Genomic DNA, 16,958 nt, shown 5'->3' with positions numbered 1-16,958 from the left:
GTCAGCTAAGGGAAAAGTGCAGCGTAGTCTGATCCTGGAAGCCCGCATAGGCGTTGCCGACGAGGTCAATCACGACACCGGACGCCATGTGGGCCACCACCTGATAGTTCTGCCCTGGCGTCCAGTGCAGCTCATTGGCGAGGTCGATCTTCATGGTGTGGCCGTCGAAGCTGACTGCGCTGCTGTTGACAGCCACCGTGGCCTCCAGATGCAGGCCTGAGCCGGTGTCGTAGTAGAACTCGATATTGCCGCTGCCGGCCTTCACATCCTCATCGAAGTACACCTTCACATTGGCGGTCGGTACGGCATTGGTCCTGTCGATCGACGATATTGCGGCCATCATGGACGGCGGGGTGGTGTCGACTGCTGCCGCAGTGCTGAAGTTCAGCGTGGTGGCATTGGCGATGCCAGCAAACGCGTTATTGGCCGCATCCAGAATCGCGTCGCCACCGACCTCGACATGGTAGTTCGCGCCCGCGACGAGATCCGCCGCTGGATTGATGGTGACGGTGTTGCCGCTGAAGACCACCTGGCCGCTGGCTGCCGCGATGTCGATGGCAGCGCCGCCATCCTGCACCAGCTTGATAGAACCTGCGCCAGCGTGCACCGCTTCGCTGAACGTCAGCACGAGGTTGCTATCCACCGCGACGCCCGTGGCGTCATCCAGCGGATTGGCGGATGCCAGCGTCGGCGCGATGGTATCGGTGGCAGTGGTAAAGCTCAACGCCGTGCTGCCTGACAGACCAGCGTAGGCATTGTGCGCCAGATCCTCGATCACGCCATGGCCAATTTCAACGTGGTAGGTGACGCCAGCCTGCAGGTCGGCCGTCGGATTGATGGTGACGGTATGACCATTGAACACCACCTGGCTGCTGTCAACCGCAATCGCAATACTGCTGCCATTCCCATCCGGCACCAGCGTGATGCTTCCCGTACCGGCCTGCACCGCCTCGCTGAAGGTCAGCACGATATTGCCATCCACTGCCATGCTGGCTTCGCCACTGGACGGACTGGACGCGGACAGCGTTGGCGCCGTGGTGTCCGGCGTAGCAAACAGTGTGATCACCATGTTCTGGTGCAGCGCGTTGCCAGCCTTGTCCGTCACGACCACCGGCAGCGTCACCGTGGATTCATGCGTAAGGTCGAAATGGGCATTCGCGGCAACTGCGATCTGGTTGCCGTTGACGATGGTGAAACGGCTGTCCGCGCCTTGATCCAATGCGTAGCTCAGTACCTCACCGGCAGTCGTATCGGTCGCATTCAGGCTGAACACGGTCTTGCCCGCCGCATCATTCACATCCATGAGGTGCTGGCTCACCACGCCGTTCTTGACTTCCCACACGTAGACTCCGTTCTGGCCGACGTTGGATTGCTTGGCCAGATTCAGCATGGCTTCGGTACCAGAACCCTGAATCTCGCCATAGTTGACGCCATCCCCGGCAGTCCAGCCGGCCGTTGGCAAGCCCCGGTTACCGCCGATCCAGGACATATTCTCATAGCGTAATTCGATGAGGAAATCGCTGTTCTGTAACCAGTGCAGACGGATTTGGAAGGCATTGCCATGCGTGTAATCGTTGCCTGCGATATTGGTATAAGACGGCCTGAGCGCCGCCACGTCATCCCAGGTCACCGTGACAATATGATTGACGGTGTCGACGTCGTAGTAGATGTGATTGCTGCCAGTGGAATTGCCGCCTGCGCTCTGGCCGATAGGCCTTCCAGGACCAGCAAAGATGTCGTCGAACTGGGCCGCAATCATCGGGCTCGTTTTGTAACCGGCAATGCCGCTGGCCGCATACACCCTGCTACCCTGGCCAAAAGTCAGATAGCCATTGACGCCGACGAACACCTGGCTCAAGGCATTGTAGGTGGTCGCGCCGAGTTTGAGACCGTTCGCAAAAGCGCCGCTGACATCAATGCCGATGCTATTGTCGTCCGTGTCCAGCGCGCCCAGCAGCGTGCCAAAGCCCTGCCCGCTTGTCTGCACCAGATTGTGCCCCGCCACCACCATTGCGCCGTACTTCGCGCCCAGGTAGCTGCTGCTGTAATCCACCAGGTCGTTCACTTTCAGATTGGTCGGCGCCTGTCTGTCGACCGGTACCGTGACTGGTTCCGGCTCGGGACGGCCATTGACGATGTCGATGGCGCTGCCATCACTACCGTTGGCGGGTACGACGTCGCCAATCTTGGTGCTGATGACGACGATATTCAACTGCTCACCCGTCAGTTGCGACACCGCTTGCGTGATGTTGCCGCTGACAGCCGCATCATGAATGGCGCCAGCCACCTTGCCCTGGGCAGCGGTCTCCACCTGCAGGATGCGCGCCTGCGCCAGATCGGCGCCCATGCTGCCACTCGCATTGTCGGCCACGATGCGGTCGATATGCTGCGCCGTGCCCGCCATGATGCTGCTAAAGCCCGAAGCCAGCGCAGCGACAGCCGCCGTTTGCTGCGGACTGGCGCCGGCCTGGGCGGCGGCGCCGGTCAGCACTGCGCTCAGCACGGCCGTGTCAGCCAGACTGACGACGCCATCCGCGTCATGGCCGATCACCTCGGCCAGCGCCTTGCTTGCCGCCGCAGCAGCAGCGCTTGCCGACAGGCCAGCGACGGCGCCGGTCAGCGTCTGGCTGGTGGCGACCAGCAGATTCTGGATTTTGGCGGCAGCCGCCTGCATCTGCACGGCCAGGCGCTGATCGGCGACGCTGGCGTCTGCATTGAAGGCTGCGGCCAGCGGATCGCGCTGGTCAAAGTCCAGGGTTGCCACGCTCAGTCCAAACGCTTTGGCAATCGTGGCTTGCGCGTGATCGACACTCTGCCCCTGGCGGATCAGCGCTTGCTGCAACGTGGTCAGCGGGTTGACCACCGTGGCGCCTTCCGGTGCCGTCAGAATGCCAGTGAACGGCAGCTTGGTGCCCAGGTCGGTGCCGCCCGTAGCAATCAGCGTACCTTTCGGATTGTGCAGTGTGAAGTTGCCATGCGCGTCGGTGGCAGCCCTGGCTTCACCGAGATCCCACCGGCCGTTGCCATTGGCGTCGGCAAAGATGGTGGCGCCGGAGATATAGCCATCCACCAGCTTGCCATGGACGATGCCATGGCCGGCATCCACCGCGCGGCTCACGGCCGACGCCATGGCGGCTGTCGCTGTGGTGGCAGAATCATTGCTGCCAGTGACCGTGGCCAGCCAAGCGCGTGCAATGTCATTGGCAGCAGCACCGGTGTAACCGTCGGCCTTGGCGGTGTTGTTGAGGGCAGCGGTGAAAGCCGTTGCGGCCGCGGTTTTGTGCGCCAGCGCTGCCACATCGTCGGCGGCAGTGGTGGCGATCATCGCGGACGCCAGCGTCTCCAGCGTCAGTTTGCCGCTGTCCAGCTGCTGGCGCCAGAACGCCAGGCCTTCCGGTTCGCCATCACGGCCAAACAGATTCTGGTACAGCGTGTTCACGGCCTGTTCGTTGTTCAGGCTGGCGTACAAATCACGGTATTCCTGCGAGTGAGTGAACGCAGCGTGCACGGCATCCATGCCCTTGGTCGTTGCCACCTGCTCCCACATTGCCAGTCCGGCCACATCCGCCGGACGTTTGAAATAGGCGATGTAAAGCTGCTGCAGCTGCTGCGTATAAGTACCCATGAACCACTCCTTGCAAATTGAATGAGCGCCGAACCGGCGAAGACGCAAGGATAGGAAATTGATGCACGCTTAAGCTTGCAAATGCTTTCAAATTAGAAACGAATGTTAAAGTTTGATATCAGTCCTCGCTGCGCTCGCAGGGCAAGGTCAGCAGATAGCCGATGCCACGTGCGGCACGCAGCGCTTCCGTGTCCGGCCAGACCTGGGCCAATTTGCTGCGCAGGCGGCTGATGGCCACCTCCAGACGCCGCTCCTCGAATTGCAGATAATTGCCACCCAGCGCCTCGACCAGCTGACGCCGGCTGGCAGGCGCTGGTGCACTGGCCTGCAAAGTCTGCAGCAGGACACTTTCCATATGCGTCAGATCGACTTGCACCCCGTCCGGCGCGGCCAGGGTACGGCTGCGCAGACGCAGTTGCCAACTGGCGCTTGGCGCCTGCACGGGCTGCGCTGGCGCCAGGCGCAACAGCAGGTTGCCGATGATGGCCAGCAGTTCCTCCGGTGGTGCAGGCTTGACGAGGTAGTAGTCCGCGCCGGTCTGCAAGCCGGCCAGCCGGTCACGCGCCATCCCGCGTGCAGTCAGCATCACCAGCCCCAGATGCGGATGGCTGCGGCGCAAGCGCGTGCTGATGGCCAAGCCATCTTCGCCGGGCAGGCCGAGGTCCAGCACCACCAGGCGGCAAGGCTGCCTGGCCAGATGAACGTCGAGCTCGACACCGTCGCGCAAGCCGGTCACGTGGTAGCCGGCATGCTCCAGGTAAAACGCCAGTTCGGCGCGCAGGCTGGCGTTGTCTTCGACCAGTGCGATAGGCGCGCCGCTCATGCCGCCTCCGGCAGCCACAGCTCAAAACTGGCGCCCGCACGCCAGCCCTGATCCAGCCGCAGATGGCCGCCATGGCGTTCAGTGATCTGGCGCGCTAGCGGCAAGCCCAGTCCCAGTCCGGGCTGGTCGGCGGTTTCATCCAGCCGGTGATATTTCTCGAAAATCGCTTCAGCCATTGCAGGCGGCACACCGCAGCCGAAGTCGCGGATCTGCCAGACCACGCCGCGTGTGCGTGGCGCGATGGCGACGTCTATGCGGCTGTCCGGCCTGGCGTACTTGAGGCTGTTATCGAGCAGATTGAGCAACGCGAAGTACAGCAGCCGGGCATCGCCGCGCAAAGGCGGCAGCGTGTCGTCCGGCGCCACGCTCAAGGCCACCCTGGCTGACGCAGCTGGCTCCAGTGCCGCCAGCGTCTCGCGCGTGAGCTGTGCCAGATCCAGCGGAGCGGCTTCCACTGCTGTCTCGCCCGGTGCCAGACGGCCATGGGTTTCGGCCAGCTCCATCAGCGTCTTCATGCGGCGCACAGCCAGGTCGATATTGGCGTAACGCGCGGTGCGCGGGCTGGCATCGGCGCCCGCCTGATCGAGCAGACGCAGGCTGTAGGCGGCAGCGTCGATCACCGCGATCGGCGTGCGGACTTCATGCGTAATCATCGCCAGGAACTGGCCCTGCTCTTCACGCGCCTCACGTTCACGCTGGCTGGCGGCCAGGGCGGCGTTGCGCTCACGCTTGGCCTCGCGTCCCCGCAGCATGATACTGGCGTGCAGTAGCAGCACCAGCGGCACGTCCGTGAAATGCGCCAGACGCATCGTCGCCGGATCGTAAGGCAGCAGCGCCAGCACGCTCAGATTACTGGGCAACATCAGCAGGAAATGCACCGGCATCGCCACCGCTACCAGACGGCTCGCCAGACTGCCACTGCGCCACAAACGCAGATAGGCGCGCAGCATCAACAGCGGTGCAAACAGCAGCATGTAGAAAAACACGGTCGACAGCAGGCCGACATTGCCAATCAGCGGCGTCAGCATAATCAGCACGCCCAGCACGATGACGACGTAGTAGTAGCGCAGCAGGAAGGGTTGCTGGCGGTCCAGCTGCAACAGGCTAATCTGGCAGAGCGCACCGGTGATGCCCAAGGCCCCCAGCAAAGGCGTGACCAAGGTCGCCACAATCGCCGGATGATGCGGAAAGAAAAACTGATTGGCGGTGCCATCCAGCGCCATCCAGCGCAGCACATCGCAGATGACGAACAGCGAGAACACGCCATATAACGGGCGCCGCATCATGAACCAGCCGACCAGATTGAACAGCGCCACCGTAATCATCAGGCCCAGATACAGGCCAAAGCCCAGCAACTCCGCATCCGCCTCGGCGCGCAGCGCGTGGTCATGCCACAGGCGCGGCACAGCCGCCATCATGCTGGTGGTTTGAATGCGTAGATAGAGGATCTGGCCGGCGTGGGCGGCGTCGAGATGAAATGCCGCGCTACGGTAAGGCGCTTCGTGGCTGCTGAACGGCAAACGGTCGCCGCTGCGCCGCTCCTCCCAGCCGCCGCCATGACGTGGCAAATAAACACGGACATCGTCCAGCACGGCGGGTGGCACTTCCAGCCAGTGCCTGCCTTCCAGGTCGGCAGGCAGTATCAGCCGCAGCCAGTAGACATCGCGCGTGTAGCCTTTGCTCAGGCTGCCATCCTGCATCGCCTGGAATGCAGCGGCACGCGCCACGACATCCGCCACCACGAGCTGACCGGACGGGTCACGCAGCCACGCCGCATTGGCACCTTGCAACGGCAGACTCATATCCGCATCGGCCACCGCACGACATGGCGCGAGCAGTACGCCCACCAGCAACAACAGCGCGGCATAGCCGCGGAACAGCATCGGTACAGCCATTACAACACTCCGGAAACCGCGACACCCACCGTCGCGCCCGCATTGTACAGAATGCAAGGCCGGAGGAAAGCTTGCAAAAGCTTGCATTCCTCCGGAATTACCAGTGCCTCCGTGCCGCATGGTGGACAGGAGGTGCGTTCCGCCATGCCGTACACCTCAACAGCAACGGCGTTCGCGCTGCTGATTGATGTCGTCTGGCCCCAGTTACGACATCTGCGCGCGCGTGTTGCGGCGGAGCACCCCGACCAACGTGCCCAAGCCCAGTAAGAACATCGACGCCATGCCCGGTTCCGGTACCGGGCTGGTAATCTCCCGCGCGATGAAGGACAGGTTATCTGCGTAGCCATCGTTGTCGTTCGAAGCGAGACGCTCCATCGACAGCCAGAACGACAGCTTGCTGGTACCAGCAGGCATGATTCCCACGGACTCGCGGTAGTACAGGCCTGTCTGGTTGCCGCGATCCTGCGGGGTGACAGGACCGATCGCGGCGCTGCCTATCGCATTGTTTTCCGCATCGAGAAACTGCACAAAGAACAGTGCGTTATCACCCTGGCTGGCCCAGCCGCCGAGCCATCCGCTCAGGTAATAGGAACTGCTCTTGGCCGTCGCCACGCCGAAGTCCAGGGTCTGATAGCCCACAGCATACTGCCCGAGGCCGGCGAACATCTTCGTGCCGCGATTGACCGGACCAGGCTGGGTGGGCAGCACCCAGTTGCTGCCATAGTCCACCGACTGCACCATGCTGTAACCCGGGTAGGCGGTCCAGCCGCTCACACCGGCTTCGGCATCACCGTTGACAACGAGGTTCTGACCGTAAATGACGTCAGCCTTGGCACTGCACGCCAGGGCGAACAAGGCCGCGGCAACAAAAAATCTGTACTTCATGAAAAGCTCCTTATAAAAGTCAAATGACGCGGTACTGGTCAAGTTGCGCTGCCCCGTTCATCGCCGGGTCACTGATGGACGGCAAACCGTTTTCCAGATGGCCGGCGAAGCGGCGCAACCAGCCCGGCATACCAACCACACGCAGGCTGTAGTCGTACCAGTTGGAACTCGATACCAAGGGAAGCCGGACGGTGCTTCTCGAGCGGGCGACGACGCGCACTTGCAACGGCTTGTTCGCGTAATACTTGTTGGCGGTGAGTTCGAAGGTGCACGGCTGGGCGCCGTTGTTGACCAGGTCAATCAGCAGCTCGCCGGCGCTGCGTTCGGCGCGCAGGCTGATTTCCGGCCATGCAGCGTTGCCGTCGCCACGCACGTCGCCGACGATGTGGCGGTGAAAGCCGTTCGGTCCCAGTACCCAGAGATCGTAGGCAGATACAGTGTTCCAGCGGCCTTTGAGCTGTTTGCCAGGTTCGACCGTATAGCGGCGCGGGACCTGTTCCAACGCCAGGCGGTCGTACACATGAAACACCGCGCCGGCTTCGCCCAGGTTGTCGAAGCTGAGCTCCACCAGGCCGCCGCCGACCGGCACCTGTGCCTGCACCTGGAGTTCGTAGGGCAGAGCGCGCGCCGGACGCACACCGGCAGCCTGAACCGGCGCCGTCAGCGTGGTCGGCGTTGCGGGGATCTTGGTGTTTGGCAGACTCATCGCCATCGAACGCCGCGCAGCGGTTTCCGGCAGCAGTTGCGTGAAGCCGTTGTCGTTCGGGTTGGCGAAGTCGAAACAGGACAGCAGGTTGCCGCTCACCGCACGGCGCCATGGGCTGATCAGCGGCTCGCGCACGCCGAAACGCGCCTCGATGAAACGCACCACCGATGTGTGGTCGAACACCTGCGAATTCACCCAGCCGCCCTTGGTCCACGGCGAGATCACATACATCGGAACGCGCGGCCCGAGCCCGTAGGGGCGATGGTGTGTACGGGCATCGGCGCCGTTGAGTACGTGATGGTACTCGCCGGTCGTATCGACGGTCGACGCACCGGCCAGCTGCGACTGCGCCGGATTGCTGCTGTAACTCGTGTACGCAGGCACCGCTGGCGGTGGCATGTGGTCGAAGAAGCCGTCATTCTCATCGAAGTTGATGATCAGGACCGTCTTGCTCCAGCTATCAGGATTGGCGGTCAGGGCGTCCAGCACGCGCGCGATGTAGTCGGCGCCCGACGCCGGACTGGAGGGACCCGGGTGTTCGGAGCCTTCGGCGGTCGCGACGACCCAGCTGACCTGCGGCAGGCGGTTGGCCAGCACGTCGGCCTTGAGCAGATCGAGGTCACGCGTCGTGGTGCCGCGATCGCGCAGGGATTGCGAATAGCCCGGCCGGCGATACCACGCGTTGCGGAAAGAGCGGAATCCCGCCAGCGAGTTATCGGTGAAGTTGTCCGCCATGTTCTGGTAAACCTGCCAGCTGACACCTGCCGCTTCAAGCCGCTCCGGATAGGTGGTCCACAAGTAGTCGGTGGACATGTCCGGGTTGAAGTCGTCGCGGCTGTTATCAGTCGATGGGCCGCCGGCAGCGGCCAGCGGATCGTTGTGGCCGCTGAACAGAAACAGCCGGTTGGTGTTGGTACCGGTCTGGGTTGCGCAGTGATAGTGGTCGCAGATGGTAAAGGCACGCGCGAGCGCGAACTGGAAGGGAATGTCGGCATCAGCGTAATAGCCCATCGCGCGGTTCTGCTTGACCGTGCACCAGTCATTCATCCGACCCTGGTCCCACGCCAGCTGGGCGTCGAGCCAGGCATGCGGCGTCCCGGCCACGCGCATGACTGGAAAGTCCTGCACCGTGTTGAGCCGGAACGGCGCGATGGCGCTGCCCTGCGGCCAGTTGGGCCGGCCAGGCACCGGCGCCCCGCCGACAGAGCGCTGCACGAAGACCGATTTGCGATTGAAGAGATTTTGCCGGTCCATCACCGGAATCGGAAAGGGATCACCGAATCCCCTCACCCCTTCCAGGGTGCCAAAGTAATGGTCGAAACTGCGGTTCTCCTGCGTCAGCACAACGATATGCTCAACATCCTGCAGGCTGCGAGTGCGCTGGTTGGCCGGGAGGGCCAGCGCCTTTTGGATGGACGGTGGAAAGGTCGCAAGCACGGCACTGGCGCCGGCCGACTTGCCCATTTTGCGAAGGAAGTCACGACGGCTCATGCCTGCACCTGCGTGAGGGCGAGCGCGAATTTGAAAATATGCATTTGATTGATCCAAGTCGATTGTCAGGGAAACATGAAAACTGAAGTCATGCAGGCGACAACTTACGTAACAATGATGAAATGTTGATGACATGACATGCATTGACTTCACTTATTTCGGTAACAATCCTGGCCAGGCGCTGGGACTTATGAGACGACCTCAGTTGCGTTTGAACTGTGTCGTAGGTACGTTTCGCGGGCTCAGGGCGGCGGACAGGTTCTGTCGCATTAGCGAACGTCGACGTGCCGACCGAGTAAACCGGGATGCCCGAACCCAAGGCGAATCGACACGCGGCATGCAGGCCATGCTTGCCACTCAAGCGCCAATGCCCATCGAGAACCACCGAGTCGAGTTAGTGCGCCAGTTCCGCTGTGACTGATTGCATTCCGCCAGCCAACTGAGTGCTGTCGTCTCATTTCGCAGACGCGACGCGCCTAGTTGTCAGGTGTACTCACACCAAATGGCGATATCGTGACTTAGCTAGCGGAAGCGATAAGATTCGAACTCATGAACGGCGTAAACCGTCGACAGTTTTCAAGCCTCTATCGGTAGGTGCATCAATAGTTCTCCCACATAAAGTAGGCACGTCTGGTGGTTGTTCGATTGCCATAATTTCGTCTTGAAATATAGATTTTTTAGCAAAATTATGATGTTCTGATACAACGCCGTTTATACAAAATGCAATTTTTTCTTAATTAAATTTTAAATTTCATAGAAAATAACAGCATTTAGCACGCCAATATTTTCCCATTCCGTATTACTTCATTTTTAAAAGCTTACAACTCAATAAAAATTAATAATTTATTAAATAAGAAAATTAAAATGAATATCGGCCAATCGAAGTTCACTGAATTGGAAAGTCTTTCTCCCCTCACGCAAGTACACGCCTTGAGTCATCTCGTTTGGCCCGGTACGCATCTAGCATTTAGAAAAAATTGGGTCTCAACAACAAAAAGATACCCCAAAGAACTTCCTGTGCCAAAAATTATTAGCGTTCGAGCAAAATCCATTTCTGTTGAATCTGCGCTGCGAAAAAATAGTGATGAAACCGATATTTACTTGCAAGTTCTCCGCACTAAGGAAAATGATTTAGAAAAAAGCGCCTACGTTCAAGAAATACAAATTCGCAGCCATGGTCAAAATGCAACTATTGCATTAGCAAAAGCTAGAAAATTTCAAGAACTGGCGAAGAGTATTAAGAAAGATGGTGTACGTAAGCCAATTCTTTTAGCAAATGTCGAGCAATTTGATTTACCTTACCAAATGTTTAGATTTGATGGCCATCATCGAGCAATCTGTGCCTTAAGTCTCGGATTAGAAAAAATCCCTGCCTTTATCTTTGAGCTAACAGATTAATACACACACGGAATTGATATCAAAAAAGCCGATACTTCATTGCTACAAGGGCTGAGCTTAGATGGAGAATTAGGTGTGGAACGCGCGCCCTCGGCGCGCGGGACTGGCGCCTTGCGCCAGCAGATGGGCGATTCGGAGCGGGATGGCCCTGTAGGGCCATGCCCTTCGAATCTCACGCGCAAGGCCCGCAGGGGCCTTGCGCGCTTCCGCCACAAAATAAAAAACCGCCTTTCGGCGGTTTATTTATTTCTTGGCGGAAGCGGTGAGATTCGAACTCACGAACGGCGTAAACCGTCGACAGTTTTCAAGACTGTTGCCTTCAACCACTCGGCCACGCTTCCTAAGTGTGCAACATTATACAGATTTCTTACGCTGCCCGGGAAGATCTTCCTGGGCGCCAATTCTCCCTCAGTGCCCGTTCAAACGCTTCGGCCTCCAGCGGCTGCGAGAACAGGTAGCCCTGCACCTCGTCACAGCCGGAATTTTTCAGGAACGCCAGCTGTTCTACAGTCTCCACGCCTTCCGCTATCACTTTGTGCTTGAGCTGCTGGGCGATCGAGATGATGGTGTTGGCAATGGCGCAATCGTTCGGGTCGCCCGGAATGCCGATGGTGAACGAGCGGTCGATCTTCAGCGTATCGATCGGGAAGCGCTTGAGGTAGGACAGCGATGAGTAGCCAGTGCCGAAGTCATCCAGCGACAAGGTCACGCCCAGGGCGGTGATCCGGTCCATAATGCCGATCACGCGGTCGATGTTGTGCATCAGCGTGCTTTCGGTGATTTCCAGTTCCAGCCACGATGGCTCCAGGCCGTAGCGTTTCAAGGTATCGCTCACGCGTCCCGGCAAGGTGGCGGTGAATTCGCGGGCCGAGACGTTCACGGCCAGACGGATCGGCGGCAGGCCGGCGTCTTTCCATGCCTGTGCCTGCGCGCAGGCGGTCTCTAGCACCCATTCGCCGACTTGCACCACGAGCCCGGTCGCCTCGGCCAGCGGGATGAATTCCGACGGCGGCACCAGTCCGCGCACGGGATGGCGCCAGCGCACCAGCGCTTCGGCGCCGATGATCTTGCCGTCCGGGATGGAGTATTTGGGCTGGTAGTGCAGCAGCAGTTCGCCGTTGCCCAGCGCATTGCGCAGGCCGGTTTCGATGCGCATGCGTTCCTGCATGCCCTGGTTCATGTCCTGGCTGTAGAAGGCGACATGGTCGCCATCCGCCCCGCCCTCTTGCTTGGCGCGGTACATGGCGATGTCGGCCAGACGCAGCAGGGTTTCCGCATCGTGCCCATCCTGCGGATAGACGCTGATGCCGATGCTGCCGCCGACGCGCAGGTCGTGGCCGTCTATCAGGATCGGTGCATTCAAGGTGGCGAGCAGTTTTTGCGCCACCATGCTGGCTTCGAAGTGCTGGCCGATATCGAACAGGCCGACGGCGAATTCGTCGCCGCCCAGCCGCGCCACCAGGTCCTGGTCGCGCAGCACGGTGCGGAAGCGCCGCGCCACTTCCACCAGCAGCTGGTCGCCGATCTTGCGGCCCAGCGTGTCGTTGATGAGCTTGAAGCGGTTGAGGTCGATGAACAGCACGCAGCCGTGCGCCTTGTTACGCTGCGCCACCATCAGGGCCTGGTCAACGAGCTTGGTCAGCAGCGTGCGGTTCGGCAGGCTGGTCAGCGCGTCGTAGTAGGCCAGATGGTGGATGCGTTCCTCGGCCATCTTGCGTTCGGTGATGTCGGTCAGGTAGGCGATCAGGCCGATCGAGCGGTCATTGATGTCGCACAGCGGCGACAGCGACAGACTGGCCCAGAACACTTCACCATTTTTCTTTTTGCGCCGCACTTCCATGAGCCGGCCGCCCTGCTCCAGGAAGGCGTCGTGGAAGCCGATGTCTTCCTCATCGTAAAGGAACAGGATGTTGCGCCCCACCGCTTCCACTGCGGTGTAGCCAAACAGGCGCTCGGCGCCCTTGTTCCAGCTGATGATGAAACCGCTCATGTCCATGGTCAGCACCGACTCATGGATGTGGTCGAGGATTTGCGACTGGTGCTGCAGCTTGGCTTCCACCTGCACATAGGCGTGGGTGGTGCGCTGCGCCACCGAATGCACTTGCAGCACGCTGCCCAGCAGACTGGCCAGGCTGGCCAGGTGCTGACGGTCCAGCTCGCTGTAATGGGCGCCGCCGGACACCACGAAGCGGCCGAAATAATGGTCGTCAAAGCAGACGTCCTGGCTCAGGCTGGGCACCGCGTCATCGTTGGCTGCAACTGCCGCGTCCATCGGCGGCGTCAGCAGCATCGAGGCGGAGTCGGCCGGGATGTATTCGCCGAGCGGGCTGTTGAGCACGGCACGGACGATGCGCCCCAACTCCTCCGTCAGCGCATGGCCGCGCAAACGCAGCACCGCGTCGCACAAAGCCGCGCTGCTGGTCAGGAAGTCGGTGACGGGTTGCGCGAGCATGGCTTAAATATTCCTGCTCACCTGAATCGCCCAGTGGTAAGCCTGCAGCTGCGCTTCCCAATAGGCTTCGTGGGAGATGCCGGCCTGTTCCAGGCTGGCGCTATCGTGTTGCTCGACCAGCTTGAGCAGATCGCCCAGCGGACCGGCGCGGTCCAGCAGCGCCATCACCACGTCCAGATCCAGGCTCAGCGCGGCGACGATTTCGGTCATCGGCATGGCCAGCAGCACGTCCAGCAACGAGAACACGCCGGCCACGAAGGCCATGTCCTGCTGGTCGCGGTCCCAGTCCAGCGCCTTGGCCAGACCTTCCATCATGGAGGCGCGCACGGCCGCCAGCGGCAGCAGCGGATTGGCCAGGCCGTCATCCTGCTGACGCGCGTACAGCAGCAGTTGCAGCCAGCGTTGCAGCTGGCGGCGGCCCAGGACATTGATGGCCTGGCCGAAGCTGTGGATCGGCGAGCTCAGCGCAAAGGCGGCCGAGTTCACGAGTTTGAGTAAATGGTAGGCCAGCGCAGGATCCTGCTTGAGCAGCACTTCCAGCTCGCGCGAATCGGCATCGCGTGCCAGCAAGCCCAGCAGCGCCAGCAGGCGTTTGCGCGAGGTGCCGTCGCCGGCGTTGCCGTCCTGAGCGGGATGGTTGGCGAAGTCGCCGGCAAACCAGCTGAAGCCGGCCTTGGCGCATTCGGCGATGCGTTCTTCGCTGCGCATGCCCATGGCCAGATGCGGGCCCGGCTGCGCCACCAATGCCAGCACTGGCGGCAGGCTCATCGAGGCGTCCGTCATGAGCGAGCGGGCGCCGCACATGGTGGCGGTCGATCCCTCGGTCACGCCGTCGATCATGATGCGGTAGCCGGCATCGGCATAGCTGGACAGTTTGCGCTGCACGGCGACGTCGGCGCAGGCGGCAGCCGGCACGCGCAGGATGACGCGGTTGCTCGGCAGCGTCTCCAGATGGGACAGCTCCAGCAACTGCGGATTCGGGACGGGAAGGATGCAATCCATCGGCGCCAACGCGGCAAACACGTCGGGCGTTTTCAACAGGGTCAACGTCGCCTGGAAGGCATCGCCGGCATCGGGCGATAGCGCAAATGCCAGTGCCACCCACTCATTGTGAGCGTTGGATACTGCATGTAATTCCACCAGTGGAAACGGGCTGATTTCAGGCGCAGACATCAATATCTCATCGAGGTTATCCGCGCCATCTTAGACCAACCATTGACTTAAGGCAATCAAATACCATACAAATAATAGTGTAATTAGCAATGCTACCAGTATAAGACCAATTTTCAGGGCGCGGAACGGTTATTTTGCACTATTGCAATAATCTGCAGTCGGAGCAGGAATATAGCAGATATTGCCGTACAAACACGGTCTGTTAGAACTTGCTTAACAGTATTAGAAGCGGCCGTCGGGATTTCTGCCACACTTGTCACCTTGGTAGCGGTTTCATTGGGCGTTTTGCACGGCGAAGCGGATCAGCTCAGCCTGCCCTTCAATGCCCAGCTTGCGCTTGATGTTGAGACGGTGGGTTTCCACGGTCCGCACGCTCAGGTCCAGCGCACGGGCGATCTGCTTGTTGGACTCGCCATTGGCAATATGGCGCAGCACCTCATGCTCGCGCGTGGTCAGCTGGTTGTCCTGGGTCTGCGGCTGCGCCAGCTGGCGGGCCAGCGCGGCGCTGTAATAGATGCCGCCGGACATCACCGTCTCGATGGCCACCACGATATCCTTGCCAGGCGCATCCTTGAGCACATAGCCGCGCGCGCCGGCCTGGATCGCTTGCGACACGTATTCCACCTTGTCGTGCATCGACAGGATCAGCACCGCAATGCGCGGGAATGCCTGCCTGAACAGCGCGGTCGCCTCGATGCCGTTGGTGCCGCGCATATTAATGTCCATCAGCACCAGGTCGACGGGATGGCGGGCGGCCTGCTCCAGCGCCTCCGCTGCGCCGCCGGCCTCGGCCACCACTTCAAATTGCGGCATGGCCTCCAGCCGCGCGCGCAGGCCATCGCGCACCAGGGGGTGGTCATCCACCAGCAGAATTTTGATCGTATTCGTCATATCGTTTTAACTGTTGTTAGCGGCGTAGGCCGTCACGATGGTGCCGCCGGTCGAGGACAGAATCTCGAAACGGCCGCCGATCGCATCCATACGCTCCATCATATTGCGCAAACCGATGCCGCGCTGGGGATGCAGCGCGATGCCCTCGGCATCAAAACCACGGCCGTCATCGCGGATGCGCAGCGTGACGCCCTCTGCCTCGCCGCTCAGCGTGATGCCGATGCTGCTGGCGCCCGCATGGCGCTCGATATTCGTGAGCGCCTCCTGCGCCAGGCGGAACAGCACGGTATTGGCCACGTCCGGCAATTCATCCGTGCGGCCCGATGCCTCGAAGTTTACCGGGGTTCCGCTACTCAGGGTGTACTCCTTGGCCAGATGGTGCAAGGCTGCCGCCAGTCCTAGGTCATCCAGGATGGCCGGACGCAGGTTATGCGAAATGCGGCGCACCTCGGCCATCACATTGCTGAGCTGGTCGGCAGCATGTTCAAACACCGCCTGCGCCGCCTGCTGCTGTTCCGGCTTGCCCGACGACAGGCCGCTGGTCAGGCGGATGATGCCGGCCTCGATCTGCAGCTTGATCGACACCAGCCACTGACTGATGCCATCATGCAGATCGCGCGACAGCCGCGCCCGCTCCTCCTCCTGCGACTCCACCACGCGCTGGGCCAGCACCTTGAGCTTGGCGTCGGCCACGCGCAGCTCGCTGATATTGAGCGCCAGGCCCGAGCTGGCCACTGCCACCGCAGCGGCAATCGCAATCCCGGCGATCCACAACATGGTACTGTGAATATTGCGCGACTGCTGGACATCCACCTTGGCCAGGGCCTGGTCGACATCGTCCAGATAAATGCCAGTGCCCATCATCCAGCCCCACTTCGGCATGGCGATCACATAGCCCAGCTTGGCGACCGGCTTCTGCGTCGACGGCTTGACCCACATATAGCGTTCCAGCCCGCCGCCCGCCCTGGCGCGCTGCAGCAGATTCTGGATGGTCGGCTGGCCGTGCTCATCGCGCAGGCCGAACAGATTCTGGCCGACCAGCTCCGGCTGGCGCGGATGCATCAGCGTATTGCCCTGCATGTCATACAGGAAGAAATAACCATCGTCGCCATAGCTCAGCGAACCTAGGATACGCATGGCTTCCTGGCGCGTCGCCTCATCATTGCGGCCCGAGTCGTACAGATGGGCAATCGAATGCGACGCCAGCGCGACATAATGCTTGAGCTCCGCCTCCTTGCTGCTGAGATAAGCCTGCTGAATCGTCTCGCGCTGCTGCTGGGCCAGCAGCACCGACTGATGCCGGACCGCCAGCGCGATCGCGCACAGCGCCAGTATCAGCGGCGTAATGGCCAGAAAAATCACCTTTTGCCGCAACTTCATGACGCCGCCCCCTCCATTCCCGTAGCCCCGGATTCTACGCCTGTGCGCCGCGCCAGTCCTACGTAGTTGTACGCACCAGGCTTGCGTAATGCTGCGCTTGCCCCCGTTATCAGCTTGGTGAATACTCCTCATAAGTAAATCCGGGGTCAGGTCCGTCATTTCTACACGACCCCAACCGTAGCGAAGACTACGGCAGAGGTTGTGTAGAAATGACGGACCTGACCCCGGAGTTAAAGACA

General features: G+C 60.8%; 10 protein-coding genes and 1 tRNA gene. 1 reads left to right on the top strand and 10 read right to left on the bottom strand.

Going from position 1 to position 16,958, the window contains the following annotated elements; genetic code table 11:
- Position 1: 1 nt before the first annotated feature.
- The 5 genes from GTP58_RS25370 to GTP58_RS25350 form a co-directional block, all read right to left on the bottom strand.
- Positions 2–3,625, bottom strand: coding sequence for an Ig-like domain-containing protein (locus tag GTP58_RS25370; RefSeq protein ID WP_161079835.1), 3,624 nt, complete (start codon positions 3,623–3,625; stop codon positions 2–4).
- A 118-nt stretch (positions 3,626–3,743) separates the two neighbouring features.
- Entirely contained in the window at positions 3,744–4,448 is a 705-nt protein-coding gene (locus GTP58_RS25365; RefSeq protein WP_161079834.1) for a response regulator transcription factor, read from the bottom strand.
- Positions 4,445–6,343: a sensor histidine kinase gene (locus tag GTP58_RS25360; RefSeq protein WP_161079833.1), complete on the bottom strand. Its 1,899-nt coding sequence runs from the start codon at positions 6,341–6,343 to the stop codon at positions 4,445–4,447. The genes GTP58_RS25365 and GTP58_RS25360 overlap by 4 nt, the downstream gene beginning before the upstream one ends.
- Before the next feature lie 204 nt (positions 6,344–6,547).
- A complete protein-coding gene (locus GTP58_RS25355; RefSeq protein ID WP_161079832.1) occupies positions 6,548–7,228 on the bottom strand; it encodes a PEP-CTERM sorting domain-containing protein in 681 nt (226 codons plus the stop codon).
- 19 nt (positions 7,229–7,247) lie between these two features.
- A complete protein-coding gene (locus tag GTP58_RS25350; RefSeq protein WP_161079831.1) occupies positions 7,248–9,425 on the bottom strand; it encodes a phosphocholine-specific phospholipase C in 2,178 nt (725 codons plus the stop codon).
- 864 nt (positions 9,426–10,289) lie between these two features.
- Between GTP58_RS25350 and GTP58_RS25345 the strand changes: the two genes are divergently transcribed.
- Entirely contained in the window at positions 10,290–10,823 is a 534-nt protein-coding gene (locus GTP58_RS25345; protein ID WP_161079830.1) for a ParB/RepB/Spo0J family partition protein, read from the top strand.
- A 251-nt stretch (positions 10,824–11,074) separates the two neighbouring features.
- Here GTP58_RS25345 and GTP58_RS25340 read toward each other — a convergent pair.
- The 5 genes from GTP58_RS25340 to GTP58_RS25320 all read right to left on the bottom strand — a co-directional run bounded on the left by GTP58_RS25340 (position 11,075) and on the right by GTP58_RS25320 (position 16,719).
- Positions 11,075–11,164: transfer RNA gene (locus tag GTP58_RS25340), tRNA-Ser, on the bottom strand.
- A gap of 26 nt (positions 11,165–11,190) precedes the next feature.
- Positions 11,191–13,275: a bifunctional diguanylate cyclase/phosphodiesterase gene (locus GTP58_RS25335; protein ID WP_161079829.1), complete on the bottom strand. Its 2,085-nt coding sequence runs from the start codon at positions 13,273–13,275 to the stop codon at positions 11,191–11,193.
- Between the two features lie 3 nt (positions 13,276–13,278).
- Positions 13,279–14,448, bottom strand: a complete 1,170-nt coding sequence (locus tag GTP58_RS25330; RefSeq protein ID WP_161079828.1) for an EAL and HDOD domain-containing protein — start codon at positions 14,446–14,448, stop codon at positions 13,279–13,281.
- Between the two features lie 273 nt (positions 14,449–14,721).
- Positions 14,722–15,339 carry a response regulator transcription factor gene (locus tag GTP58_RS25325; protein ID WP_072786253.1) on the bottom strand — a complete coding sequence of 206 codons (618 nt, stop codon included), beginning with the start codon at positions 15,337–15,339 and terminating at the stop codon, positions 14,722–14,724.
- A gap of 6 nt (positions 15,340–15,345) precedes the next feature.
- Positions 15,346–16,719, bottom strand: coding sequence for a cache domain-containing protein (locus GTP58_RS25320; protein ID WP_161079827.1), 1,374 nt, complete (start codon positions 16,717–16,719; stop codon positions 15,346–15,348).
- Between the last annotated feature and the right edge of the window lie 239 nt (positions 16,720–16,958).

Origin of the sequence: Duganella sp. CY15W (assembly GCF_009857555.1) — a bacterium.
GTDB classification, from domain to species: Bacteria; Pseudomonadota; Gammaproteobacteria; order Burkholderiales; family Burkholderiaceae_D; genus Rugamonas; species Rugamonas sacchari.
The sequence above is the reverse complement of the archived record's forward strand: the minus strand, read 5'-3'. Positions and strand labels throughout refer to the sequence as shown.